This window comes from Georgenia sp. Z1344 (assembly GCF_057652375.1).
Window position 1 is genome coordinate 586,562 of sequence record NZ_CM172728.1, and the last position, 25,705, is coordinate 612,266.

General features: G+C 74.3%; 19 protein-coding genes. 12 read left to right on the plus strand and 7 right to left on the minus strand.

The features are described 5' to 3' along the window. Positions 1-61 precede the first annotated feature (61 nt). The 4 genes from smc to AC24FB_RS02650 all read right to left on the minus strand — a co-directional run bounded on the left by smc (position 62) and on the right by AC24FB_RS02650 (position 6,553). Entirely contained in the window at positions 62-3,655 is a 3,594-nt protein-coding gene (smc, locus tag AC24FB_RS02635; RefSeq protein ID WP_425712929.1) for a chromosome segregation protein SMC, read from the minus strand. Between the two features lie 133 nt (positions 3,656-3,788). After that, positions 3,789-4,220, minus strand: coding sequence for a nucleoside-diphosphate kinase (gene ndk, locus AC24FB_RS02640; protein WP_425712928.1), 432 nt, complete (start codon positions 4,218-4,220; stop codon positions 3,789-3,791). Between the two features lie 111 nt (positions 4,221-4,331). Further along, complete coding sequence (locus AC24FB_RS02645) at positions 4,332-4,829, minus strand: DUF4233 domain-containing protein (protein ID WP_425712927.1); 498 nt, start codon at positions 4,827-4,829, stop codon at positions 4,332-4,334. Next, positions 4,826-6,553 (minus strand): AMP-binding protein, encoded by a 1,728-nt coding sequence (locus AC24FB_RS02650; RefSeq protein ID WP_425712926.1) that lies wholly within the window; start codon positions 6,551-6,553, stop codon positions 4,826-4,828. The genes AC24FB_RS02645 and AC24FB_RS02650 overlap by 4 nt, the downstream gene beginning before the upstream one ends. A 198-nt stretch (positions 6,554-6,751) precedes the next feature. On the opposite strand from AC24FB_RS02650, the gene AC24FB_RS02655 reads away from it, so the two are divergent. Further along, positions 6,752-7,975 carry a cobalamin-independent methionine synthase II family protein gene (locus AC24FB_RS02655; protein WP_425712925.1) on the plus strand — a complete coding sequence of 408 codons (1,224 nt, stop codon included), beginning with the start codon at positions 6,752-6,754 and terminating at the stop codon, positions 7,973-7,975. A 117-nt stretch (positions 7,976-8,092) separates the two neighbouring features. Here AC24FB_RS02655 and AC24FB_RS02660 read toward each other — a convergent pair whose 3' ends face one another. Then, positions 8,093-9,466 carry a phosphodiester glycosidase family protein gene (locus AC24FB_RS02660; protein ID WP_425712924.1) on the minus strand — a complete coding sequence of 458 codons (1,374 nt, stop codon included), beginning with the start codon at positions 9,464-9,466 and terminating at the stop codon, positions 8,093-8,095. A 280-nt stretch (positions 9,467-9,746) separates the two neighbouring features. Between AC24FB_RS02660 and AC24FB_RS02665 the strand changes: the two genes are divergently transcribed. The 5 genes from AC24FB_RS02665 (at position 9,747) to AC24FB_RS02685 (ending at position 15,171) form a co-directional block, all read left to right on the plus strand. Next, positions 9,747-11,948, plus strand: a complete 2,202-nt coding sequence (locus AC24FB_RS02665) for an alkaline phosphatase (protein WP_425712923.1) — start codon at positions 9,747-9,749, stop codon at positions 11,946-11,948. Between the two features lie 160 nt (positions 11,949-12,108). Continuing rightward, positions 12,109-12,825 carry a purine-nucleoside phosphorylase gene (locus AC24FB_RS02670; RefSeq protein ID WP_425712922.1) on the plus strand — a complete coding sequence of 239 codons (717 nt, stop codon included), beginning with the start codon at positions 12,109-12,111 and terminating at the stop codon, positions 12,823-12,825. Between the two features lie 50 nt (positions 12,826-12,875). Continuing rightward, the gene (locus AC24FB_RS02675; RefSeq protein WP_425712921.1) at positions 12,876-13,835 is read left to right on the plus strand and encodes a TetR/AcrR family transcriptional regulator; all 960 of its coding nucleotides are present in this window, start codon (positions 12,876-12,878) and stop codon (positions 13,833-13,835) included. Positions 13,836-13,875: 40 nt separating this feature from the next. Next, positions 13,876-14,295 carry a nucleotide pyrophosphohydrolase gene (locus AC24FB_RS02680; RefSeq protein WP_425712920.1) on the plus strand — a complete coding sequence of 140 codons (420 nt, stop codon included), beginning with the start codon at positions 13,876-13,878 and terminating at the stop codon, positions 14,293-14,295. 147 nt (positions 14,296-14,442) lie between these two features. Further along, positions 14,443-15,171, plus strand: a complete 729-nt coding sequence (locus tag AC24FB_RS02685; protein WP_425712919.1) for a DUF998 domain-containing protein — start codon at positions 14,443-14,445, stop codon at positions 15,169-15,171. A gap of 271 nt (positions 15,172-15,442) precedes the next feature. On the opposite strand, the gene AC24FB_RS02690 is transcribed toward AC24FB_RS02685, so the two are convergent. Then, on the minus strand, positions 15,443-16,015 hold the full coding sequence (locus AC24FB_RS02690; RefSeq protein WP_425712918.1) for a hypothetical protein: 573 nt from the start codon (positions 16,013-16,015) through the stop codon (positions 15,443-15,445). A 348-nt stretch (positions 16,016-16,363) separates the two neighbouring features. Here AC24FB_RS02690 and AC24FB_RS02695 point away from each other — a divergent pair, with 348 nt between their 5' ends. The 3 genes from AC24FB_RS02695 to AC24FB_RS02705 all read left to right on the plus strand — a co-directional run bounded on the left by AC24FB_RS02695 (position 16,364) and on the right by AC24FB_RS02705 (position 19,543). Next, complete coding sequence (locus tag AC24FB_RS02695; protein WP_425712917.1) at positions 16,364-17,113, plus strand: Crp/Fnr family transcriptional regulator; 750 nt, start codon at positions 16,364-16,366, stop codon at positions 17,111-17,113. A 193-nt stretch (positions 17,114-17,306) separates the two neighbouring features. Next, positions 17,307-17,546: a heavy-metal-associated domain-containing protein gene (locus AC24FB_RS02700; RefSeq protein WP_425712916.1), complete on the plus strand. Its 240-nt coding sequence runs from the start codon at positions 17,307-17,309 to the stop codon at positions 17,544-17,546. Between the two features lie 35 nt (positions 17,547-17,581). Beyond that, complete coding sequence (locus AC24FB_RS02705; protein ID WP_425712915.1) at positions 17,582-19,543, plus strand: heavy metal translocating P-type ATPase; 1,962 nt, start codon at positions 17,582-17,584, stop codon at positions 19,541-19,543. On the opposite strand, the gene AC24FB_RS02710 is transcribed toward AC24FB_RS02705, so the two are convergent. Beyond that, positions 19,483-20,187, minus strand: a complete 705-nt coding sequence (locus AC24FB_RS02710) for a hypothetical protein (RefSeq protein WP_425712914.1) — start codon at positions 20,185-20,187, stop codon at positions 19,483-19,485. The two genes, AC24FB_RS02705 and AC24FB_RS02710, sit on opposite strands and share 61 nt — an antisense overlap. Before the next feature lie 126 nt (positions 20,188-20,313). Between AC24FB_RS02710 and AC24FB_RS02715 the strand changes: the two genes are divergently transcribed. The 3 genes from AC24FB_RS02715 to AC24FB_RS02725 all read left to right on the plus strand — a co-directional run bounded on the left by AC24FB_RS02715 (position 20,314) and on the right by AC24FB_RS02725 (position 25,632). Continuing rightward, complete coding sequence (locus AC24FB_RS02715) at positions 20,314-23,880, plus strand: hydantoinase B/oxoprolinase family protein (RefSeq protein ID WP_425712913.1); 3,567 nt, start codon at positions 20,314-20,316, stop codon at positions 23,878-23,880. Between the two features lie 169 nt (positions 23,881-24,049). Continuing rightward, the gene (locus tag AC24FB_RS02720; RefSeq protein WP_425712912.1) at positions 24,050-24,463 is read left to right on the plus strand and encodes a YccF domain-containing protein; all 414 of its coding nucleotides are present in this window, start codon (positions 24,050-24,052) and stop codon (positions 24,461-24,463) included. A 257-nt stretch (positions 24,464-24,720) separates the two neighbouring features. After that, a complete protein-coding gene (locus tag AC24FB_RS02725) occupies positions 24,721-25,632 on the plus strand; it encodes a TRAP transporter substrate-binding protein (RefSeq protein WP_425712911.1) in 912 nt (303 codons plus the stop codon). Positions 25,633-25,705 lie beyond the last annotated feature (73 nt).

Below are 25,705 nucleotides of genomic sequence, written 5' to 3' on the forward strand. Positions count from 1 at the left end.
GTGTCCACGGGCCCAGTGTCGCAGGGTCTGGAGGTCGGTGTCGGCGAGTCCGACCGGTCGTTCAGGCGGAGGCGTCGGCGCGCTCGATGCGCTGGGAGATGACGGTCGAGAGGCCGCCGCGCATGGTGACGCCGTACAGGGCATCGGCCACCTCCATCGTGCGCTTCTGGTGCGTGATGACGATGAGCTGGGAGGACGCGCGCAGCTCGGCGAAGATCTCGATGAGGCGCCCGAGGTTGACGTCGTCGAGCGCGGCCTCGACCTCGTCCATCACGTAGAACGGGCTCGGGCGGGCGGTGAAGATCGCCACGAGCAGGGCGACCGCCGTGAGCGAGCGCTCGCCGCCGGAGAGCAGCGACAGCCGCTTGACCTTCTTGCCGGCGGGCCGCGCCTCGATCTCGATGCCGGTGGTGAGCATGTCGTCCGGGTCGGTGAGGACGAGCCGTCCCTCGCCGCCGGGGAACAGGCGGGGGAAGACGACCTCGAACTGCGCCGCCGTGTCGTGGAACGCGGCGGTGAAGACCTCCTCGACCCGGGTGTCGATGTCCCGCACGATCTGCAGGAGGTCCTCGCGTGACTTCGTCAGGTCGGTCAGCTGCTCGGTGAGGAACTGGTGGCGCTCCTCGAGGGCGGCGTGCTCCTCGAGCGCGAGGGGGTTGACCTTGCCGAGGCGGGCGAGGTCCTTCTCGGCCCGGGCGAGCCGCTTCTCCTGCTCGGCCCGCAGGTACGGCCGCGGCTCGGGGGGCTCCTCGCCGTCGGCGACCGGGTCGGTGGACGGCACCGGCACGTGCGGGCCGAACTCGTCGAGGAGCACCTCCGGGTCGAGGCCGAGCTCCTCGACGGAGCGCTCCTCGACCTGGCGCACCCGCATCGTGTGCTCGGTGCGGGCGAGCTCCTCGCGGTGGGCGGCGTCGCGCAGCCCGACCAGCGTCCTGTCGAGCTCCGCGAGCTGGGTGCGCACCGCGGTGGTCGCCTTCTCGCGGTCCTCCCGCTCGGCCTCCGCCTCGGCGCGGCGCGCGGCGGCCTCGCCGACGGCCCGGTCCGCGGCGGCGACGCCCTCCTGCGCCCGCTCGACCACCTCGGCGGCGACGGCGGCCTGCCGGCGGCGGCGCGCGGCCCGGTCGGCGGCCGCGGCGCGGGCGGCCCGCTCGGTGCGGGCGGCGGCCTCGAGGGAGGCGGCCCGGCCGGCGAGCGCGCCGACCCGCTCCTCGACGGTGCGCAGGGACAGGCGCGTGTCGGTCTCGGCGGACCGGGCCTCGCGGGCGGCCGTGGTGGCGGCGTCCCGCTCGGTCGTGGCCCGCTCGAGGTCCGCCTCCGCCTCCTCGGGCTCGCGGCCGGCCAGCTCGAGGCGCTCGCCGAGCTCGGTGAGGACCTCGCGGTGCTCGACGAGCGCGGTCTCCGCCTGCTCGCGCGCGGGCCCGGCCCGCTCGATCTCGACCCCGGAGTCCCGGATCGTCTGGCGCAGCCGGCCGAGGCGCTCGGTGACGGCGGACAGCTCGGCGTCCGAGGCGTGCAGGGCGTCGAGGGCGGCGTTCGCCTGCTCCCGGGCGGCCTCGACCTCCTCGCCAGCGGGGCCGAGCGCGAACCGGGTGACCTCGGCGCGGCGGGCGGCGGCGTCGGCGTCGGCGAGCGCCTGCTCGTGGGCGGCGTGCAGGCTGAGGACGGAGGACTCGTCGCCGCTGCCGCCGGACACGGCCGCGGCCCCGACCACGTCGCCGTCCCTGGTCACCGCGGTCAGCTCGGGGCGGGCGGCGACGGCGGCGCGGGCCGACGTGAGGTCCTCGGCGAGGACTGTGCGCCCGAGGAGCCGGGCGAGCGTGACGGCCACCTCGGTGCGGGCGGTGACGACGGAGGCCGCGGCGACGACGCCGTCGGGCAGCTCGCCCACCGTCTCGGGGGCCGTGGCGTCCGGGTCGGCCGCGACGACGAGGCGCAGCTTGCCGGCCTCCTGCTCGCGCGCGTCGCGCAGCGCGGTGACGGCGGCGTCGAGGGAGGCGACCACGTGGGCGGCGGCCAACGGACCGAGGGCGGCCGCGACGGCGTCGGCCCACTCGCCCTCGACCTCGAGGTGCTCGGGCAGCGGGCCGAGCAGGCCCTCGACCTCCCCGCCGGGGGCGGCATCGGAGGCGGCGAGCCCGAGCGCGAGGGCCTCGGCGCGGGCCTGGGCGGACGAGCGGTCGGCCTCGGCGGCGCGCAGCTCCTCGGCGAGCCGCTCGGTCTCGCCCTCCGCCTCCGCGAGTCGGTCCGCGGCCTGTTCGTAGGCGGCGTCGAGGTCCTCCTCGCCGGTCTCCGCCCCGGCGACGTCCCGCTCGAGCCGGTCGAACTCGCGCTGCGCCTCCTCGGCGCGCGTTCGCGCGGCGGCCTCGGCGTCGTGCAGGCGGTCGAGCTCGGCCTGCGCGGCCTCGAGGCGGGAGCGGCGCTCGGCGACCTGACCGGTGAGGCGGGCCAGCCCCTCGCGACGGTCGGCGACGGCGCGGTGGACGGCGGCGAGCGCGTGCTCGGCCGCACGCTCGGCGGTCTCGGCCTCGGTGCGCGCGGCCTCGGCGCCGGCGAGGGTCTGCCGGGCAGCCTCCAGCTCGACGGCCAGCTCCGCCTCCGCCGCGCGCGCCTGCTCGGCCCGTGCCTGGAGCACGTCCGGGTCCCGCGCGTCCTCACGGCGCTCACCCGCCGCGGCCGGCTGTTCGTCGTCGTCGGACCCGTCCCCGGTCCCGCCGAGGAGGCGGACCCGCTCGCTCGCGACGTCGGTGAGCGCGCGCAGGCGTTCGCGGACGCCGGAGAGGCGGTACCAGGTGTCGGTGGCGGCGCCGAGGCGGGGCGCGGCCTCGGCGGCGGCCTGCTCGAGGGCGGCGAGCGAGCGTCGTGCGACGTCCTGCTCCCCCTCGACCTCGGCGAGGCGGGCGGCGATCGCGGCGGTGTCGGTGCTCGCCGAGTCGGCGGCGGCGCGGAGCTGGGCGAGGTCGTCGGCGAGCAGCCGGGCGCGGGCGTCGCGCAGGTCGATCTGGACCACCTGGGCGCGGCGGGCGACGTCGGCCTGGCGGGCGAGCGGGCCGAGCTGGCGGCGGATCTCGGCGGTGAGGTCCTGGAGGCGGGCGAGGTTCGCGGCCGTGGCCTCGAGCTTGCGCAGCGCCTTCTCCTTGCGGCGGCGGTGCTTGAGGACCCCGGCGGCCTCCTCGATGAATCCGCGGCGGTCCTCGGCGGTGGCCTGGAGGACGGAGTCGAGCCGCCCCTGCCCGACGATGACGTGCATCTCCTTGCCCATGCCCGTGTCGGACAGGAGCTCCTGGATGTCGAGGAGGCGGCAGGACTCGCCGTTGATCTGGTACTCCGAGCCGCCCGAGCGGAACAGGGTGCGGCTGATCGTCACCTCGGTGTACTCGATGGGCAGCACGCCGTCGGTGTTGTCGATCGTCAGGGAGACCTCGGCGCGGCCGAGCGGGGCGCGGCCCGTGGTGCCGGCGAAGATCACGTCCTGCATCGAGCCGCCGCGCAGGGACTTCGCGCCCTGCTCGCCCATCACCCAGCTGAGGGCGTCGACGACGTTGGACTTGCCCGACCCGTTCGGCCCGACCACGCACGTGATGCCGGGCTCGAGGTGGAGGGTCGTCGCCGACGCGAAGGACTTGAAGCCCCGCATGGTCAGCGTCTTGAGATACACGCCCGCGAGCCTAGGTCAGGAGGGCGGCGATCCCGCGGAACCCGGCCCGTCCCCGCCCCCATCGGCGAGTGAGCGGACTTCCTCCCGGCGAGTGAGCGGACTTCCGCCCGGCAGCCGGGTTCCCGCTCACTCGTCAGCTGGTCGGGGCGAACCAGAGGCCGATCTCGCGCTCGGCGCTCTCGACCGAGTCAGAGGCGTGGACGAGGTTCTCGATGACCTTGCCCTCACCCTCGTGGCCGAGGTCGCCGCGGATCGAGCCGGGTGCGGCGACGGTCGGGTCGGTGGCGCCGACGATGCTGCGCACGCCCTCGATGACCCTGCGGCCCTCGACGACGGCGGCCGCCACCGGCCCCGAGCCCATGAACTCCACCAGGCCGGCGAAGAACGGCCGCTCGGCGTGCTCGGCGTAGTGCTGCTCGAGGAGGGAGCGCTCGGGGGTGAGCATCCGCAGGTCGGTGATCGTGTAGCCCTTGGCCTCGATGCGGCGCAGGATCTCGCCGGTGAGGTGGCGGGCGACGCCGTCGGGCTTGACGAGGACGAGGGTGCGCTCGAGCGGGGAGGTCATGGCGGCAGCCTAGTGGCGCGTCGGGGCTGGTCCGCGCGGCCCGTCCGGCCGGTGGGCCAGGACGGGCGGGTGGGTCGGGCGGGTCAGGTCGGGCGGGTCGGCCCGGGCCGGTCAGGCGGACGGGGTGGCCGACGACGACGCCAGGCGGTGGTGCTCCAGCTCGGCGGCGTAGCGGTCCCGCCGGTCGGAGTCGATGTCCGCGCCCGTGCGCAGCGCGATGAGCCAGATGAGGGCGAACACGACCGCGAGCACGAGCATGAGCGGCACGACGATCGCGACGGCGGCCAGGCCCAGCTGGATGAGCCAGCCGAGGACGCCCACCTCGCGCGGGTACTTCCGCACGAGCCCGGCGCCGACCAGGCAGAGCACCATCGCGGTCATCCCCACGCCCCACACCCACGGCAGCGGGGCGGCCCGCAGTCCGTGCGCGACCAGGGTGGCGAAGAGCATGACGAACGCCTCGAGGGCAAGGATCGCCGTGAGGAACATGACGCGGGCCGACTTCGGCGGGCGCGGGGCGGCCGGTGCGTCCGCGGCGGTGGGGCTCCGGGTCTCCGCGACCTCGCCCGTCGGGGTCGCCGCGGTTCCGCCCGGCTGCTCGCTGCTCACGCCCCCAGGGTAGTTCGGCCGAGGACCACCCGGGCACGGTGCGCGACGGCCGCGCGCTGGACCTGCGCGCCGTAGCGGACGTCGACGGGAATCACCGGCATGCGCAGGACGGCGTCGAGCGACGCGGACCCCGGCAGGAGTCCGGCCACGGCGGCGCGCGCCGCGGCGATGAGGCCCTTCGGCGCCCGCGAGGCCGCCGCCCGGGCACCGCGGTGGCTCCGGGGGTCGGTCTGCAGCACGGCGACCACGTCCTGCGCGCCGCGCGGTCCGACGCCGACGACGCACGCCGCCACCACGCCGGGGATCGACCTCAGCGCGACCTCGAGGGCGACGGGCGTGACGACGCCGTCGGGCGTGGTGATCTCGTTCCCCACCCGCCCCTCGAGCCAGAGCCGGCCCTCGACGTCGAGGTGTCCGAGGTCCCCGGTCCGGTGCCACCCCGTGAGCATCTGGGCGCGCGCCTGCTCGGCGGCGGGCAGGAGGTAGCGGTCGCGCAGGTGCGGGGCGGTGCCGACCACCTCGCCGGTGACGCCCGGGGTGGTGACCGGTCCCCCCGCGGGAGCACCGAGGTGGTCGAGCGGGACGACCGCGACCTCGGCCCCCGGGACCGGCCGCCCCACGCAGGTGCCGCCGCCGGCGCCGCGTGCGGTCGAGGCCGCCGCCGCTCGCAGGTCGGGCAGCGTGAGGTCGGTGAACGGCAGCAGCCCCGCCATCCCGTACGGCGCGTGCATCTCGGGGCCGCCGAGGAGCTGGGAGGCGCGGGAGAGCTCCTCCGCCGTCACGGGCGCACCGCCGACGACGACCCTGCGCAGCCGGGTGAGCGCGTCGCGCTCGTCCGGGCTCAGGCGCCCGGCCGTCCCGACCACGGAGGCGAGACCGGCGGGGCTGACGGCGAGCGTCGGCGAGGGGACGCGGCGTGCGGCGCGGGCGAGCTGCGGCGCGGTGAGGGCGCCGGGGCGGCCGTCGCCCGGGATGACGGTGGGGGCGCCGACGGCGAGGGCGAGCAGCGCGGCCGGGGCGAAGCCGGCCACGAGGCCGTGCGTGTGGTCGATCGGCGCGACATGGGTGGCCGCCCGGCACATCGCGGACAGGGTGCGGTGCGTGTACACGACACCGTTGGGCCGCAGCGACCCGGCGGCCTGGAAGACGACGAGCGCGTCGTCGTCCGGGTCGGGCTCGGCCGGCAGGGCGACCCCGCCGGCGACGAGCTCGCGCCCGTGGTCGAGGATCTCGAGGAACACGCCGCGCAGGCCGAGGAGGCGGCGCTCGTTGGCGGTGATCACCCGCTCGAACGGGGTGCGCACGAGGTACCGGTTGGCGGTCCACCCACGCACCCGCGCCGCGCGCGCCGCCACCGGCGTGCCGAGCAGGTGGTCGAGCTCGGCCCCGCGCAGCGCCCGGTCGAGGCCGCGGGCTCCGAGCCTCGGGTCGGCGAGGACGGCGACGGCGCCGACCCGCAGGACCGCGAACAGGCTGAGGGTGAGCTCGATCCCGGGCGGGACGGAGACGCCGACCCGCTGGCCCGGCCGCACGCCGACGTCGCTCAGGCCCAGGGCCAGCATCTCGACGTCGTCCGCCAGCTCCCGCCACGTCACTCGCCGGCGCAGGCCCGGATCGTCGAGGACGAGCGCGGCGGCGTCCGAGTTGCGCCGCTCGCGCAGCGCGTGCCACAGCGGGCGGTACTCGCCCACCGCCACGGAGGTCCCTGGCTGCTCGTCGCTCACGCGGTCAGCGTAGTGACGGGCGGGCGCGGGCACGTCCTGGTCGCACACCCGGCCGCTCGTGTCCCGCGATGTGGACCGCGCCGGGGCGGCGCGCGAGGGCCGCGGGCGCGGTGCCACAGTGGTCGCCGGGAGCGGTCCGCGCGTCGTCGTCGTGCGCTCGTCTCCCTGTCCACGCCGTCCCCGAACCGAGAGGCCACCATGTCGAAGGTCCGCACCACCCACGCCGGCTCCCTGCCCCGCACCCCGGCGCTCATCGAGGCCAACGCCGCGCGGGCCGAGGAGCGGATCGGCCAGGACGAGCTCACGCAGCTGCTGGAGACCGAGGTGGCCGGGGTCGTCGCGCGCCAGGCCGAGGCGGGGCTCGACCTCGTGAACGACGGCGAGTACGGCAAGCTCATGACCGAGTCGGTCGACTACGGGGCGTGGTGGTCCTACTCGTTCGGGCGCACCGGCGGCCTGAGCATCGACCCGGACGATCAGTCGTGGGCCGTCGACAGCCACCTCTCCTCCCCCGGCGACGTCCGCCTCACCGGGTTCCTCCACCGCCGCGACCGCGCGCTGTTCGCCGGCGCGTACTCCGACCCCACCTCGGGGATCTGGACGGGCGGGGACAAGCCGCGGCCCTTCCCGGTCGTCACCGGGGACCTCACGTACGAGGGCGCCGACGCGGTGCGCGCCGACGCCGACCATCTCGTGGCCGCGCTCGCCGCCGCCGGCCGCGGACCGGAGACCGGGTTCGTCACGGCCCTCTCCCCCGGCTCGGCCAGCCGCATCACCGACCGGCACTACGGCGACGAGGACGCCTACCTCGACGCCTGGGCGCGCGTCCTGCACGAGGAGTACAAGGCGATCCTCGACGCCGGGCTGTGGCTCCAGATCGACGACCCGTCGGTGGCGGAGAACTTCGACCAGATCACCCCCGAGCCCGCGGTGGGCGACTACGTGGCCTTCACCGAGAAGCGCGTCGCGGCGCTCAACCGCGCCCTCGAGGGCCTGCCGACCGAGCGCGTGCGCTTCCACCTGTGCTGGGGCTCCTGGCACGGCCCGCACGCGACCGACCTGCCGCTCGCGGACATCGCGCCGACGATGCTGACGGTGAACGCCGCCGCCTACTCGTTCGAGGCCGCCAACGTGCGCCACGAGCACGAGTGGCGCGTGTGGGAGGACCTCACGCTGCCCGAGGACAAGGTCCTCGTGCCCGGGATCGTCTCCCACGCGACCAACGTGCTCGAGCACCCCGAGCTCGTGGCGGACCGGGTCGAGCGGTTCGCGCGACTCGTCGGGCCCGAGCGCGTGTGGGCGTCGACGGACTGCGGGCTCGGCGGGCGCGTCCACGAGGAGATCGCGTGGGCCAAGCTCGACTCGCTGGTGGCGGGCACGCGGATCGCGAACGAGCGGCTCGCGCGGGGCTCGGCCGCCTGAGCTGCCGTCGCCCCCGAGGGGGCGAGCCCGAACGATCAAAGGACCAGGCACGACGACGACGGCGGGTGCGCCGGACCGAGGTCCGGCGCACCCGCCGTCGTGGCGTCCCCGGCCCGGTCAGCCCGGGAAGACGCCGATGCCGTTGGGCACCTCGCGCAGGACCTCGATGCCGGCCTCGCGGCTGCGGCTGAGCAGGGAGAACTCGGAGTCGAGGTCGGGGCGGCCGATCATGGTCGTCGACCCGCCGCCGTCGAGCAGGACCGCGTCGTCGGAGCCGAGCTCGTCCATCAGCACGGCGGCGTCGCGGGTGGAGATGCCGACGCTGTCGGGGTTCCGACCGTCGACGGAGACGAGGTGGAGCGTCCCGCCGTCCCGCGAGACACCCGCGAGGGTGCGCGGGTTGAGGGGACGCTCGGGGATCTCGCCGACGACGCCGTCGCGGACAACGACGGCGCCCCCGATCGCCCAGTCGAGGCGGCCCGGGGCGTCCGAGCGCGAGCGCACGTGCGTGTTGACGCGGTCCCCGACCTCGAGGGCGCGCAGCTCGTCGGCGCCGTCCTCGCGGCCGAGCAGGACCTGCTGGCCGTCGCCGAGGGCCCCGGTGCCGCCGGCCTCGTCGGAGAGCTCAACCACGCGACCGTCCTCGACGAGGACCTCGAGGACGTCGTCCGTGCACAGCGAGCCACGGTCGACCTCGTCGCCGCACGCGGCGCGTGCGCGGGTGTCGTCGCCCCACGTGTCGCCCCAGCGCGCGTCGAAGATCGTGATCTCGTCCGTGGCCATCCCGTACTGGTTGAGCCCGTCGACGTCGATCCGGCCCTGCCCGCGGGCGGTGACGAAGGCGTCGAGCGAGACGTCGGTGACGACCCCGTGGCCCGAGCGCGTGACCCCGACGACCTCGTCGCCGTCGTTCCACTCCCGGTCGAGCCCCTCGCCGTGGCGCTGCGCGTACGGGACCGCGGACTGGCGGATCTCGCCGTCTCGGATCTCGACGCCGACCGCCGCGAACGTGGCGGAGATGTCGCCGTGGGTGGCGTCGACCGTGTTCTGGAAGAAGTCGCCGTTGACGGCGGCGATCGCTCCCGCGGCCCCGGCCATGTCGTCGAGCCGCTGGGGCGTGGTGATCGTCGGGCCGGTGAGCAGGTCCGTCTCCGCCTCGTCGAGGTCGACGGCCAGGAGGGTGGCGGTCGACGCGCCCTCCGGGGTCGTCACGCGGAAGGTCTCCTGCCGGACACCGTCGGCGAGCTCGCTCGCCGCCGTCCGCTCGATCTCGACCTGCTCGGAGTCCGCGGTCGGGCCGTCGGTGGCAGCTCCCGGGGTGTTCGAGGAGCCGGCGGCCGTCGGCTCGTCCGCGGGTACCGTCGGCTCGTCCGCGGCGGACGGGAGCGCGACGACGGCTCCGGCCGCCGTGGTGGCGACGGCGAGGGCGGCGAGCGCCCGTGCGCGCCGTCCGGCGAGCGAAAGATCGGTGCGGTGGGTGGTGGTAGCCATGGAGACGTCCCCTTCGTCTGGCTGGTTTCGGACGCGCCGGACGCTAGGAAGCCCATGTGTCCGGCACGCGTCCCTCGCGCGTCCCTCGACCGAACACCTCGCGACCCGTGCACTCCGCTCACATGTGGGACCTGCCCATTCACTGCCCCGACGGCTGCTGTTCGCCCGCTCATCGCCCCGCGGACGGTTCCCCTCCGTACCGTCGCCGCGCCGTCCGGCCCCCTCGTTCCCCAACCCAGTGGACGGCGTCACACACCTGTCCCCTCGAAGGAGATCACGCATGCACACGCTTCGGAGCCGACGACGGCTCTCCGGCCTCGGGCTCGCGGCCGCCGGCGCCGTCGTCCTCTCGGCCCTCGCCACCCCCGCGGTCGCTGACGAGCCGGCCGACGGGACGCCGTCGACCGACGAGACCGCCGGCGGGGCCCCGGCGGCCCCCGACGTCACCACGATCGGCGGCGGGGCGGACGGCGCTCCCGAGAACGTCATCGTCGTCGTCGGGGACGGCATGGGCTACAACCACATCGACATGGCCTCGATGTTCGAGGCCGACCAGAGCCGCTACCAGGTGGCGGTCGACCCGGCCACGGGCACCGTCGAGGACGTCGACGGCGACACCCCCACCCAGGTCTACGAGAGCTGGCCCGTCCAGCACGGCATGAGCACCTACTCCGACGGTGGTTCCTACGACCCCGACATCATGTGGGGCAGCCTCGAGGAGTCCGTCGCCGCCGCGTCCACCGACTCGGCCGCCGCCGCCACCGCGATGGCGACCGGCGTCAAGACGACCAACCAGGCCGTCGGCATCGACCCCGAGGGGCAGCCGATCGAGAACGTGGTCGAGCGGGCCCAGGCCCAGGGGCGCGCCACGGGCGTCGTCACCAACGTGGTCGTCCCCCACCCGACGACGGCGTCGTTCGCGGTCCACAACGAGAGCCGCCTCGACTACCTCGCCGTCTCCGACCTGCTGGTCGACGAGAGCGGCCTCAACGTGGTCATGGGCTCGGGCCACCCTTGGTACGACGACAACGGTGACCGTTACGACGCCCCCGACTACAACTACATCAGCGAGGAGACCTGGACGCGCCTCGCGAACGGCGAGACCCCGTTCCAGCTCATCGAGGAGCGCGCCGACTTCCAGGAGCTCGCCGAGACCGACGCCCCGCCGACCCACGTGGTCGGCTTCGCCCAGGCCTGGACCACCACCCAGGAGGCCCGCGGCGACGGCGACAGCGACGCGCCCTTCACCGACCCCTTCCTCGAGTCGGTCCCGACGCTGTCCGAGATGACGCTCGGCGCGCTCAACGTGCTCGACAGCTCCTCCGACGAGGGCTTCTTCCTCGCCGTCGAGAGCGGCGCGATCGACTGGTCCTCCGAGCTCAACGCGCCCGCCCGGGCCATCGAGGAGACCATCACCCTCAACGAGACCGTCGAGGCCATCTCCACCTGGGTCGACGAGAACAGCTCCTGGGACGACACGATGGTGATCGTCACCGCCGATCACGAGGCCGGCTACATCACCGGTCCCGGCGCCGGCGAGACCTGGACGCCGCTGCTCTCCAACGGCGCCGGCGAGATGCCGGACCACGAGTGGCACCGCGAGGGTCACTCGAACCAGCTCGTCCCCTTCTACGCGCGCGGCGCCGGCTCCGAGGCGTTCGACGCCCGCGCCACCGGCGAGGACCCGGTCCGCGGCAGCTACCTCGACAACACGGACATCGGCCAGGTCCTGCTCGACGAGCTGTGGGCCGAGTCCGAGGAGCCGGAGGAGCCCGAGGAGCCGGGTGAGCCGACGCCCCCGACCCCGGGCCGCGGCTTCTACCTCAACAACGGGTGGGACGGCCGCGCCGAGCACGAGTTCTCCTTCGGCCGCCCGGGCGACACGGTCCTCGCGGGCGACTGGGACGGCGACGGCGTCGACACCCTGGCCGTGCGGCGGGGCAACGCCTACTACCTGTCGAACTCCCTGTACGGCGGCAACGCCGAGGTCGAGCTGAGCTACGGCCGCGCGAACGACACCGTGCTCGTGGGCGACTGGGACGGCGACGGGGCGGACTCCTTCGCCGTGCGCCGCGGGAACTCCTACTTCCTGACGAACTCCCACGAGACCGGCTGGGCGGACGCCGAGCTCGACTACGGGCGCGCGGACGACCAGGTGCTGGTCGGCGACTACGACGCCGACGGCGTGGACACCTTCGCCGTGCGCCGCGGGAACAGCTACTTCGTCTCCGACAGCCTGACGACCGGCTGGGCGGATGCCGAGCTCGACTACGGCCGGGACTCCGACGAGGTCCTCGTCGGCGACTGGGACGGGGACGGGGCGGACACGTTCGCCACGCGCCGCGGCAACCTCTACCTGGTCTCCAACTCGCTCGAGTCCGGCTGGGCCGACATCGAGCAGAACTACGGCCGCTCCGGCGACGAGGTCGTCGTCGGCGACTGGGACGGCGACGGCTCCGACACCCTCGGCGTCCGCCGCTGACCGACCCGCCTCACGCGTCAGAGACGCACGACGAACGCTCCCCCACCCGCGGGTGGGGGAGCGTTCGTGCGTCCGACCGACCCACGCACGGGACGATCCGTGGGATCATTCACACGACGTCGTCACCTGCGGCGTCGACGTCGACGTCAGGATTCCCCCCATGGCTACGCCCCACATCGCCGCCGAGCCCGGCGACATCGCCCCCGCCGTCCTTCTGCCCGGAGACCCGCGCCGCGCCGCGCGCATCGCCGAGCTCCTCATGCCGGAGGCCCGCGTGGTCTCCGACGTGCGGGCGAACAAGGTCTTCACCGGCGAGGTCGACGGCAAGCCGCTCTCGGTCATGGCCTCGGGCATGGGCATGGCCTCGACCGTCCTGTACGCCAACGAGCTGTTCGAGCACTTCGGCGTCCAGCGGATCATCCGCGTCGGCACCGCCGGCGGCCTCGCCCGGCACGTGAAGGTCGGGGACGTCGTCGTCGCCCTCGGCGCGCACACCGACTCCGCCATCAACGTGCCTCGCCTGCCCGGCCTGCACTTCTCCGCGATCGCGAGCTTCAACCTCGTCGCCGCCGCCGTCGAGGCCTCGAAGGAGCACGCCGGCGACACCCCGGTGCACGTCGCTCCGATCGTCTCCCGCGACCACTTCTACGGCAACGCCCCCGAGCTCAACGAGGCGCTCGCGTCCTACGGCACGCTGGCGGTCGAGATGGAGGCCGCCGGCCTGTACGGCGTGGCCGCCGAGCACGGCCGCGAGGCCCTCGCCGTCCTCACGGTCTCCGACCACCTGCTCGACCACTCGGGGGACATGTCGCCCGAGGACCGTGAGACCCGCTTCACCCTCGCCCTCACGCTCGCGTTGGCGGCGGCCCACTCCTGACCGAGGCGCGCCCCCGACGGACCGAGGGACCGCGCAGAACGAGGATCCCGATGGACGACCAGAGCACTCCCCCCGGACGCCGGCCCCTGCCGTGGACGCGCACGACCGCGCCCGCCACGCAGCCTCCCCCGGCGCCACCCGCCGCCTCTGCTCCTCCGCGTCCGACCACGCGCGAGCCGCTCTCCCCGACCGAGCTCGACCCGCACCCGGAGGACAACCGCCCCTCGCGACGCCGGGCGACGATCTCCGGCCGCCCGTTCGAGCCGTGGCTCGCCGCGGGCGACCGCCTGCCGCCACCCGGCGGGTACCACTTCGACCCGAGCGAGGCCCGCGCGGGTCGTGCGCGGATGGCGCGGCGGACCCCCGTCGTGGCCCCGCGCCGCGGACCCGGGCGGCCGCGCAACGCCGACGCCGAGCGCAAGGCGTTCGCCGCGGTGCTCGAGCTGTTCGGCCAGCGCGGCTGGGCCGGACTCTCGCTCGATGCCGTGGCCGCGGAGGCGGGCCTGGGCAAGTCCTCGATCTACCTGCGGTGGACGGACAAGCAGGCGCTCCTCATCGACGCCCTCAAGCACGTCGACGTGACGGTCGTCGCGCCGGACGCGGACGGTGCCGACGCCCCGACCGTGCGCGACCTGCTGATCTTCGCCGCCAACCGGCGGATCTCCCAGTACGGCGGCACGTTCGGACCCGCGCTCTACCGGCTCAACATCGAGGCGCGGATCTACCCCGACGTCTTCGACACGATCTGGCAGGAGACGATCGGGGCGAGCATCCGCGACCTGACGGTCACGCTGCTCGAGCGGGCCGAGGGCGAGCACCAGCCGACGGAGGAGGACGCGACCGACCTCATCGCCTCGGTCGAGGGCACCGCCATGTACCTGGCCTTCGTCGCGCACCCCGCCGCGCTGCCGGGGGCCTCCGACCTCCACGAGCGCATCGAACGCATGGTCGACCGGCACCTGCGCGGCATCCGCGAGCACATGGCGCGGCGGGCGAACGGGCTCGAGTAGCCGCCACCCCCGCACCAGCCCGGCACGGTAGAACGGCCTCATGGACCTCGAGCACGTACGCGACTCCCTGCGGACCTTCGCCGACGAGCGGGACTGGGCGCAGTTCCACTCCCCCCGCAACCTCGTCCTCGCCCTCGTCGGCGAGGTCGGCGAGCTGGCCGAGCTCACGCAGTGGCGCACGGACGACGAGCTGCACGCGCTCGCCGCGACCCCCGACGGCGCACGCGCCCTCGGGGACGAGCTCGCCGACGTCCTGTCCTACCTCGTGCAGGCCGCCGACAGCCTCGGGCTCGACCTCGGTGCGGCGTGGGAGGCCAAGATCGAGGCGAACGCCGCGAAGTACCCGGCCGAGCTCGCCCGTGGGTCGAACGCGAAGTACACCGCCTACCTGCCGGGGCCGGACGGCCCGACCGCAGAAACGGGCACGACGACGAGCACGACGCCGGACGAGCAGGGCTGAACTTCCCGCGACCGTCGTTTGACCACGACCCGCGGGCCGACGAACCTGGACCGAGCACGGCCGCGGGCGTCATCCGTCCCGACAACCGCATTCGCATTCGCCACGAGTCGCCGACCACCGTCCGGCGCGAGAGCACGAGGAGACCAGGTGCCCGGCGCCCCCACCCGACCGATCCCCAGGGCCGCCCTGCTCGGCGCCGCCCTGTGGACGATCCTCCCGCTGTACTGGCTGGTGGAGATCGTCGTCGCCTCGCGGGTGACCGCCCCGTTCTCCTTCCTCACCCACACGATCTCCGACCTGGGCGCGTCGGCCTGCGCGTGGATCCCCTACCGGTGGGGCTGGGTCGAGGTCTGCTCGCCGTGGCACCCGCTGATGAACGGCGCGTTCGCCGCGTTCGGCATCCTGCTCGCGACCGGCGCGTGGCTCGTCAGCACCGCGCTCCCGCCGTCCCGGCTGCGCGCCGTCACCCGGGCGCTGTTCGTCTGCGCGGGGCTCAGCGCGATCGGCACGGCGCTCGTCCCGATCAACACGATCATCGACCTGCACTCGCTCGTCTCCGTGCCGATCTTCTTCTTCGCCCCGGCCGCCGCGACCCTGCTGGCGTTCCAGCTCGCCCGTGAGAGCGGGGTGCTGCGCACGGTCGGCGGGCTCGGGGTCGGGATCGGGGTGTTCTGCCTCGGCTCCGCGATCGTCACGGTCACCCTCGTCTCGATGGACCGGAACTGGTCGATCCCCGAGCGCCTCACCCTGTGGCCGCTGCCGCTGTGGGCGTCGATCCTCGGGATCACGCTTCTCCTCGAGGCCCGACGCCGGAGGCGCGCGTCGCGCCCGGACGCACCTCTCGCGCACGGGGCCGGGTCGCACGAGTACGCCTGACTGGACGAGCACGGCCGACCGTCGAGGGCCTGCGCGTCGGCACCAGGTCGTCAGCCTCGACCGTCCTTCCGGACGTTCCTCCGTGTGCCGGTCTGCACGTGGACGCCACGACGACGAGGGCCCGTCAGGATCGACCTGATGGTCGGTCCGGACGGGCCCTCGCGGTTCGCCCGGGGGGAGCGAACCGGTACGTCGCCGCCGATCCGTGGGGATCACCGAGGGTCGTCGGTCCGAGCGCTCGCTCAGCCCCGGCGGCCCGTCGGTGCCGCGGTCAGTCGCCGGAGTCCGCCGACCACCCCGACTCCGCGGACCACCCGGAGGCCGCCGAGACGCCCGAGTCGGCCGAGTAGTTCGGCGCGGGGACGGGCGCCGGGGCCGGCGCGGGAGCCGGGACGGGCGCGGGGGCCGGCGCGGGGGCGGGGGCCTGCTGGCGCGGCGCCGGAGCGGGGCTCGGCGCGGACGGGGCGGAGACCGGGCTGACCGGCGAGACCGGGGAGGGCGCCGAGACGGGGCTCGGGGCCGAGACCGGGGACTGCGCGGAGACCGGCGACTGGGCCGAGACCGGGGAGGCGGTCGACGGCGCGCTCGGGGTGCGGTCGGCCGAGTGGGCGGTGACGGCGGAGGTGTTGCTCCGCGGGTCCGCGGGGTCCACGGCCGAGGGGGCCGAGAGCAGCGGCGTCGAGAGCTGCGGGAGCACGCGCAGCTCGCGGCCGTCCGCGCTCGTGGTCGCGCCGCCGGAGGCCGACTCCGACGCGGACTCGCCGTCGGCGATGGCCACCGAGCTGCCGGCGACGATCGCGGCCGCGGCCAGCGTGCCGGTGGTGATCCACATCTTCTTGCTCATGGTCTGTCCTCTCGTGGCCCTGCGGCCGGTCCCGGGACGGGCCCTGTGGCCGTCCTCCTTGATGACCTCTACTGTGCCGACCCGATCTGTGGCACCGAGGACACCGTCGTGAGCGACCTGTCATCTCCGTGAGAGGCGCCTCCCGGCAGGGAGACCGCCGGCCGCGGGGTGCCGAGAGCTGCGGGGTCGCGGCAGCGAGGACCGGGGGTCGGGATGCGTGGGGCCGAGAGCCGAGGATCCGGACGGGACCACGGGGACAACGAGCCCAGAACTCCTGATCGGGCTCCTATCCTGGCCACGGGCCCACCGGAGCGGACGGCACCGGGACGGACACGAAGGGCAGGAGCCATGACCGAGCGGCGACACACCCCGCTCACCGAGCCGGTCATCGACCCGCACGCCTGCACCCCGCAGCTCCGCCTCGCGGTGCTCGGGCGCGACCCGCTGTTCACCGGCCTCCCTCCCGCCGAGCTCGCCGCCGTCGACACCCACTTCCGCGCACGGCACTACGCGGCGGGCGAGCCGATCTATCACTCGGGCGATCCCGCCGACCGTCTCTTCATCCCCGCCGCCGGCCTCAGCCGCGTCTCGCGTACCGCGATCGACGGCCGCGAGACCCTGCTCGGGCTGCACGGACCCGGCGAGTCGTTCGGGGCACTGCCGTCGCTCGGCGTCGGCACCTACCCGGACGACGCCCGCGCGCTGACCTTCACCTGCCTCCTGCACGTGAGCAGCGAGCAGTTCGCCGCGCTCGTCGACGAGCTCCCCCGAGTCGCCGTCGCCGCGCTCCACCGGATCGGGCAGCGGCTCGCCGAGGCGCACGAGTCTGTCCACCTGCTCTCCGGGGCGCCGCTGGAGCAGCGGCTCGCCGCGGCCCTGCTCGTCCTCGCCGAGAAGATCGGCGAACCCTGGGAGGGGATGACGCTCCTGCAGGCCCCGCTCGGCCGCGAGGACCTCGCGGCGCTCACCGGCTCGGCGACCGAGTCCGTCAGCAGGCTGCTCAGCCGCTGGCGACGGGACGGCCTCGTCGAGTCGGGCCGCCGCTGGGTCGCCCTGGCGGACATCGACCGGCTCGCCGCCGTCCGCGACGCCGCCTGACCCGCGCGCCCGGCGTCGATCCCGCGGCCGCGGCCAGGACCCGCACGGCAGCGGGTCGTGACCGGGTGGGCGACCGGTCTCCCCCGCCCGGAAGGGCCGTTCGCGGTTGATTGACGCGCGTCATGTTGCCCTCGGGCGCGCCTTCCTACGGTGAGGGACATCAGCACCCGCACCGACGAGAAGGGCACGAGTCATGACCACGACGACCACCCCCACCACCCGTTCCACCTTCCGCGCCGAGGGGTTCTCGTGCCCCTCGTGCGTGGCGAAGATCGAGAAGCAGGTCGGCCGCCTGCCCGGCGTTCACAACGTGACGGTGCACTTCACCTCCGCACGCGTCGTCGTCGACCACGACCCCGCGCTCACCTCCACCGACGACGTCGTCGCGGCGATCGCCAGGGCGGGCTACACGGCCACGCTCTCGGCGTTCTGACGGCGCCCGGCACCGCTGGGGAGGAGAACACTCACATGAGCACGATGCGCAGCCGGTGGCGGGGCCCCTGGGGCGTCCCTGTCGCCGCCGGCGTCCTCATCGCCACCGCCTTCGTCGCCGAGTACGCGCTCGGCTCGCTGCTCGCCGGCCGGATCCTCATGGCGGCCGCGGCGGTCGTAGCCGGCGCACCGATCGCCGTCAAGGCGCTCCGCGCCCTCATGGTGCGCACCATCGGCATCGACCTGCTCGTCACCGTCGCCGCCGCCGGCGCGCTGGTCATCGGTCAGGTCTGGGAGGCGGCCGCGGTGACGTTCCTGTTCGCGCTCGGCCACGCCCTCGAGGCGAGGACGATGAACAAGACGCGTTCGGCACTGGCCGAGCTCGTCGCCGTGGCCCCCGACGTCGCCGTCGTCCTGCGCGACGGCGAGCAGGTCGAGGTCCCGGCCGCCGCCGTCGCCACGGGCGAGACCGTGCTCGTGAAGAACGGCGCCAGGGTGCCCGTCGACGGCATCGTCGTCGGCGGGACCGGGGCGCTCGACGAGGCCTCCATCACCGGCGAGTCGATCCCCGCCGAGAAGACCGAGGGGGACCAGGTCTTCGCCGGCACGATCTCGCGCAGCGGGTTCCTCCAGGTCGAGGCCACCGGAGTGGGCGCGGGCACCACGCTCGCCCGGATCATCCACCGCGTCGAGGAGGCCCAGGACGCCCGGGCCCGGACCGCCGCGTTCATCGACCGGTTCTCCCGCTGGTACACCCCGGGCATCATGGTGCTCGCCCTGCTCGCCGGCCTCGTCACGGGCGACGTCGTGCTCGCGCTGACCCTGCTCGTCATCGGCTGCCCGGGCGCTCTCGTCATCTCGATCCCGGTGGCCATCGTCGCCGGCATCGGCCGCGCCGCCCGGGACGGCATCCTCATCAAGGGCGGCGAGTACCTCGAGACCTCCGCACGGATCGACGCCGTCGCCGTGGACAAGACCGGCACCCTCACCGAGGGCACCCCGCACCTGACCGACGTCGTCTCCCTGGACCCGGACTGGTCCGAGGACGACATCCTCGCCTGGGCCGCCCGCGGCGAGGCCGGCTCCGAGCACCCGCTCGCCCGGCCGATCCTCGACGCCGCCCGGGAGCAGGACCTCGGCACCCCGGGCCTGCCCGAGTCGACCGAACCCGTCCCGGGCAAGGGCATCGCCGCACGGACCGGCGGCCGCCGGGTGCTCATCGGCAACGCCGCCCTGCTCGAGCAGTTCCACGTCCCCGACGCCGTCGGGGCCGCGGCCGAGGCCGACCGCCTCGCGTCGGCCGGCCGCACGCCGATGATCGTCGCGGTCGACGACGCCGTCGTCGGGGTCGTCGCCGTCGCGGACCGCGTCCGCACCGACGCCGCCCGCATGGTGCGCGAGCTGCACGAGGCGGGCGTGAAGACGGTCGTCATGCTCACCGGCGACGCCCCGCTCGTGGCCGAGGCGATCGGGCGGGCCACCGGCGTCGACGAGGTCCGCGCCGGCCTGCTGCCGGAGGACAAGCTCGACGCCGTGCGCGACCTGCAGGAGCAGGGGCACACGGTCGCGATGGTCGGCGACGGCGTCAACGACGCCCCCGCCCTGGCCACCGCCGACATCGGGGTGGCCATGGGGGCGGCCGGTTCGGCCGTCGCCGTCGAGACCGCGGACATCGCCCTCATGGGCGACAACCTCCTGCGGCTTCCCGAGGCGATCGGGCTGGCCAGGCGCACGGTGTCCGTCATGCGGCAGAACATCGCGATCGCGCTGATCACCGTCGCCGCTCTGCTCGCCGGCGTCTTCGCCGGAGGCGTGACGATGGCGATCGGGATGCTCGTGCACGAGGCCTCGGTGCTCGTCGTCATCGTCAACGCCATGCGGCTGCTGCGCCTGCGGCGGGCGGCGGGCTCCGACACGGACGCCCCGGCGGCGTCGGGTCAGAGGGTCGCGCAGTACGCGGCGCCGGCGTCGACCGACTCGTCCAGCTCCTCGGTGTGAATCGTCATGAGCCCGCGCACCGCACCCTCGGCCGCCCGCGACAGCTCGTCGTGCCCCGGCACCATGTGGCCGTTCATCCCGCCCATGACTCCGGAGAAGCCCCCCACCTGTGCCATGACGACGGCGTCCTCGTCCGGCGCGTCCGGACCGATCGTCAACCACTCCTCGGCGGACCGACCGTCGTCGCTCACGGCCGTCACGAGGGCGCACGCGTAGGCGACGCGGGACTCCTCCGCGACGTCGACCTCGCCGTCGGGCAGGCCGCGCTCCTCACAGGCGGCCACCAGGCCGTCGAGGCCCTCGGTCATCATCTCGGTGTCGATCCGCGAGATCCCCTGGTGCACCGAGGTCGCATCCTCGAGCAGGTCCTCGTACCCCGGGAGCGGGGCCTGGGTGGTGGCGCCGAGCATGCCGGAGGCACCGGCGACCATGAGCACCTCCGCCTGCGTCTCGTCGCCGATGAATCCCTGCCACTGGTCGACCGGGGTCGCGCTCGCCTCGATCGCCAGGGCGCAGGCCTGGGTCGCGAGGCCGTCGGCGTCGGTCGCAGGCACCGCCTCCTCCGCGCCGGCCCCGCACCCGGCGGCGGCGAGCAGCCCGGCCGTCCCGAGTGCCAGGGCACCGGTCCTCGTCGTCGTCGACATGTCACCTCTCCGCATCGGCTCCCGTGCGCTCGCGCGGGTCTCCCACCAGGGTAGGTGGCACGACCGAGCGCGACGCCCGGCCCGAGGCGGGCATGTGCCGGCGCATCGCCCGCCTAGGCTCGCGCCATGACGGGATGGCAGTTCTGGATCGACCGCGGCGGGACGTTCACGGACGTGGTGGCCCGCCGCCCGGACGGATCGCTCGCCTCGCACAAGCTGCTCTCCCACGACCCGGACCGCTACGCGGACGCCGCCGTCGCCGGCATCCGGCACGTGCTCGGCCTCGCGCCCGGGACGCCCGTGCCCGCCGACGACGTCGAGGTCGTCCGCATGGGCACCACGGTCGCCACCAACGCCCTGCTCGAGCGGACGGGCGAGCCCACCGCCCTCGTCGTCACGCGCGGGTTCGCCGACGCGCTCCGGATCGGCTTCCAGGAGCGGCCGCACATCTTCGAGCGACGCATCGAGCTCGCCGAGATGCTCTACGACCGCGTCATCGAGGTCGACGAGCGGATCACCGCCCACGGCGAGGTGCTCACGCCGCCCGACCTGGCCGGCCTCGAGCCCGAGCTGGCCCGCGCCCGGGCCGACGGCATCGACGCCGTCGCCGTCCTGTGCCTGCACAGCCACCTCCACCCCGAGCACGAGCGGGCGATCGGCGACCTCGCGCGCCGCCTCGGGTTCGGGCAGGTCTCGATCTCCAGCGAGGTCAGCCCACTCATGCGGGTGGTCCCGCGCGGCGACACCACGGTCGTCGACGCCTACCTCTCCCCCGTCCTCGCCCGGTACGTCGACCAGGTCGCCGCCGAGCTGCCCGGCGTGCGGCTGCTGTTCATGCAGTCCTCCGGCGGCCTCACCGAGGCCCACACCTTCCGCGGCAAGGACGCGATCCTGTCCGGCCCCGCCGGCGGCATCGTCGGCATGGCCGAGCTCTCGGCGCGCTCCGGGCTCGACCGGGTCGTCGGCTTCGACATGGGTGGCACCTCCACCGACGTCTCCCACCACGCCGGGGAGCTCGAGCGCGACTTCCACACCGAGGTCGCGGGCGTCCGCCTGCGGGCGCCGATGCTCGCGATCCACACCGTCGCCGCCGGGGGCGGATCGATCCTCCACGTGACGGACGGCCGGCTGACGGTCGGCCCGGACTCGGCCGGCGCCGACCCCGGGCCCGCCTGCTACCGCCGCGGCGGCCCGCTCACGCTCACCGACGCCAACGTCCAGCTCGGCCGGATCGACCCGGACTCCTTCCCGCACGTCTTCGGCCCCGGCGGGGACGAGCCGCTCGACCGCGAGGTCGTCGACCGGCTGTTCACCGAGCTGGCCGAGCGGCTCGCCGAGGAGACCGGCCACCGTCGCACCCCCGAGGAGGTGGCGGAGGGGTTCCTCGACGTCGCCGTCACGACGATGGCCGGCGCCATCAAGCACGTCTCCGTCCGGCGCGGCCACGACGTCACCGACCACGCTCTGACGACCTTCGGCGGCGCCGGCGGCCAGCACGCCTGCCGGGTCGCGGACGCGCTGGGCATCTCCACGGTCCTCGTCCCGCCGATGGCCGGCGTCCTGTCCGCGCTCGGGATGGGACTCGCCGACGTCACGGCGATCCGCGAGACCTCGGTCGAGACCGTCCTCGACGACGACGCCGCCCCCTCGCTGAGCGCCGTCGCCGAGGAGCTGGCCGGTCAGGCGCGCGGCGCGGTGGCCGGTGAGGCGTCGGGCGAGGTCGCGGTCTCCGCGCGGGCGCACCTGCGCTACGAACGCACCGACACGGCCGTGCAGGTCCCGCTCGGCCCGCCCGCGCAGATGCGTGCCGCGTTCGAGGAGGAGCACCGGCGCACGTACTCCTTCCTCCTCGACCGCCCGCTCGTCGTCGAGGCCGTGTCCGTCGAGGCCGTCGTCCGCTCGCCCCGGCCGACGATCGCCGCCGACGACGCCGCAGGCGGCGGCACCGCCGAGGTGACCATGCACGTGGGCGGGACGACCCGCGAGGTGCCGCTGCGGCGTCGGGCGGGGATCGGCGCCGACCCGCTCGAGGGACCGGCGATCGTCGCCGACCCGGACTCCACGACCGTCGTCGAGCCCGGGTGGCGGGCCCGCGTGCTCGAGGACGGCGCGCTGCTGCTCGAGCGGTCGAGCCCGCGCGAGGCCCCGACCGCGGGCACGGTCGCGGACCCGGTCATGCTCGAGGTGTTCAACAGCCTGTTCATGTCGGTGGCCGAGCAGATGGGCGCGCGGCTCGAGGCGACCGCGCAGTCGGTCAACATCAAGGAGCGGCTCGACTTCTCGTGCGCCCTGTTCGACCCGACGGGGCACCTCGTGGCCAACGCCCCGCACATCCCGGTCCACCTCGGGTCGATGGGCGCCACCGTCCAGGAGGTCCTGCGGCGCCGGGGGGACCGGCTGCGTCCCGGGCAGGTCGTCGCCGTCAACGACCCGTACCACGGGGGCACGCACCTGCCCGACGTCACCGTGGTCACCCCGGTCTTCGACGACGACGGGACCGAGCTGCTGTTCCTCGTGGCCTCGCGCGGCCACCACGCGGAGATCGGTGGGCTCACGCCGGGCTCGATGCCCGCGACGTCGACGACGGTGGACGAGGAGGGGATCCTGTTCGACGACTGGCTGCTCGTCGACGACGAGCGCTTCCGCGAGGCCGCGACCGAGGAGCTGCTCACCTCGGGGCCCTACCCCTCGCGCGACCCGGCGACGAACCTCGCCGACCTGCGTGCCCAGGTCGCCGCGAACGCGACCGGCGTGAGCGAGGTGCGGGCGCTCGTCCAGCGCTACGGGCTCGAGGTCGTCCAGGCCTACATGGGGCACGTCCAGGACAACGCCGAGGAGTCGGTGCGCCGCGCCGTCGCCCGCCTGAGCGGCGGGACGTGGGACTACGAGACCGACGCGGGCGCGCACATCCGGGTCCGCATCGAGGTCGACCGCCAGGCGCGCGAGGCGACGATCGACCTCACCGGCACCTCCGCCCAGCTGGGCACCAACCTCAACGCCCCGACGGCGGTGACCTGGGCCGCGGTGCTGTACGTGTTCCGCACCCTCGTCGAGGCGGACATCCCGCTCAACGACGGGTGCCTGCGGCCGCTGCGGATCGTCGTGCCGGAGGGGTCGATGCTCGCGCCGGAGCACCCCGCAGCGGTGGTCGGCGGCAACGTCGAGACGTCGCAGGCGGTGACGAGCGCGCTGTACGGCGCCCTCGGGGTGCTCGCGGAGGGCGCGGGGACGATGAACAACGTGACGTTCGGCAACGAGCGGTTCCAGTACTACGAGACCCTCGCGTCCGGCTCCGGCGCGGGCGACGGGTTCGACGGCACCGACACGGTCCAGACCCACATGACGAACTCGCGGCTCACCGACCCCGAGGTCCTCGAGTGGCGCCTGCCGGTGCTGCTGGAGTCCTACGCGGTGCGGCACGGGAGCGGCGGCGCGGGGCGCTGGCGCGGCGGGGACGGCGGCGTCCGGCGGATCCGCTTCCTCGAGCCGACCACCGTCAGCCTGCTCACCGGCAACCGGCGCGTGGCCCCGTTCGGTGCGGCCGGCGGGTCCCCGGGTGCGCCGGGGCGGAACCGGGTCGAGCGCGCGGACGGCGAGCTGGTCGAGCTCGGCGGCGTCGCGACGGTCGAGGTGGGACCCGGCGACGTACTCGTCGTCGAGACCCCCGGGGGCGGCGGGTTCGGCCGCCCCTAGCCCGTTCACCGAGACTGCGGTTGGTGCTCGTCGAGATTGCGGTTGGGAGCCATGACTGGTCGAGAGTGCGGCTCAGGGCCGCGATGGTCGGGCGTGCAGTTCGGCGTCGTGCATGTCGCTCGTCGTCGTCGGCCGACACCGCCGGGCGACCCGCACCTACCGTGGTGCCATGCGCATCCTCGGCAACATCCTGTGGTTCGTCCTGGCCGGGTTCTGGCTCTTCCTGTTCTACGTGATCGCGGGGATCATCGCCTGCCTCCTCATCATCACGATCCCGTTCGGCATCGCGTCGTTCCGGCTCGCCGGCTACGTCGTCTGGCCGTTCGGTCGCCGCGCGGAGTTCCGACGGGACTTCGGCATCCTGCACGTCGTCGCCAACATCATCTGGATCGTCCTCCTCGGCTGGGAGCTGGCGATCGTCCACCTGTTCGCCGGGGCGCTGCTCTGCCTGACGATCGTCGGCATCCCGTTCGGGATCGCGTGCTGGAAGATGGTGCCGCTCGCCTTCCTCCCGTTCGGCACGCACATCGTGCCGGTGCGCAGCCGGGCCGAGGACCCGTTCGCCGCGGCGCCGGGGCGCTGACTGCGCCCCGACCGGCCCGGCACATCTGCGACACACCAAGAACCTCGCCCTGAGACCTTGACGTGCAAGCGCTTGCATGCAAAGTTCCCACCACCCGACAAGGAGGTAGGGACACCATGCGACGACTACGAGTTCTGACAGTGGCGACAGGCGGGGCACTGGCCCTGGGAGGCTGCGGCTTCCTCACCGGCGACGACGGCGGCGGGGACTCAGGGGCGGGCGGCGGCGAGTGCGAGCCGACCACGCTGCGAGTCGCCATGATTCGAACTGCCAACGACCCAGGGACGATCGCAGCCGAGGAGCTGTCTGAGCGCGTCTCCGAGCGCACGGACGGTGACGTCGACGTCCAGATCTATCCGGACAGTCAACTCGGAGACATGAACGACGCCTACGCCGGCGTCGCGAGCGGGGAGATCGACGCCTACTACGAGACGATCTCGACGTACTCGACCCTCGAGGGTGCCGAGGCGTTCACGGCGCTCACCGTGCCGTTCCTGTGGGACAGCTACGAGCAGTTCGAGGCGGTCCTGGAGACGGAGGAGTTCGCCGAGCTCTTCGACGAGGCGGCGGAGGCCACCGGCGTTCGAGTCGTCGATGCGTCAGGGGACAACGAGCCCCGAGCCCTGACCGCGAATCGCGCGATCGAGACCCCCGACCAGATGGAGGGGCTCAGAATCCGAATCGCGGACGCACCGATCCCTCAGGCATTCGCCGTGGCTCTCGGGGCCGAACCTCAGGTCATCGCCTTGTCCGACCTGTACTTCTCTCTTCGCCAAGGCGTGGTCGACGCCCAGGAGACCGGATCCATTGCCGTCGTCAACAACAGCATCTACGAGGTCCAGGACTACTACATGCCGACGGACTACATCCGGGACGTGCGCGCCTGGTACCTCAACGACGACCTGTGGCAGGGCATGTGCGAGGAGCACCGCACCATCCTCGAGGAGGAGATGGAGCAGGCGGGCGAGGACGTCACCGAGTCCACGCGTGCCGAGCTCGAGTCCGCCATGGAGGTCATCGAGGAGAACATGACCGTCGTCGACGTCGACGTCGACGCCTTCCGCGAGGAGCTGGACGGCGAGTTCGACCAGTTCGACGGCGACCTGTGGCCCGAGGGCACTCTCGACATGGTCGAGGAGCTGGCGGCCGAGCACGCCGACGCCGCCTGAGGCACCGGGAGGGGCGGGCGAAGAACGCCCGCCCCATGTGCAAGCGCTTGCACGAACACTGATTCGAAGGAGA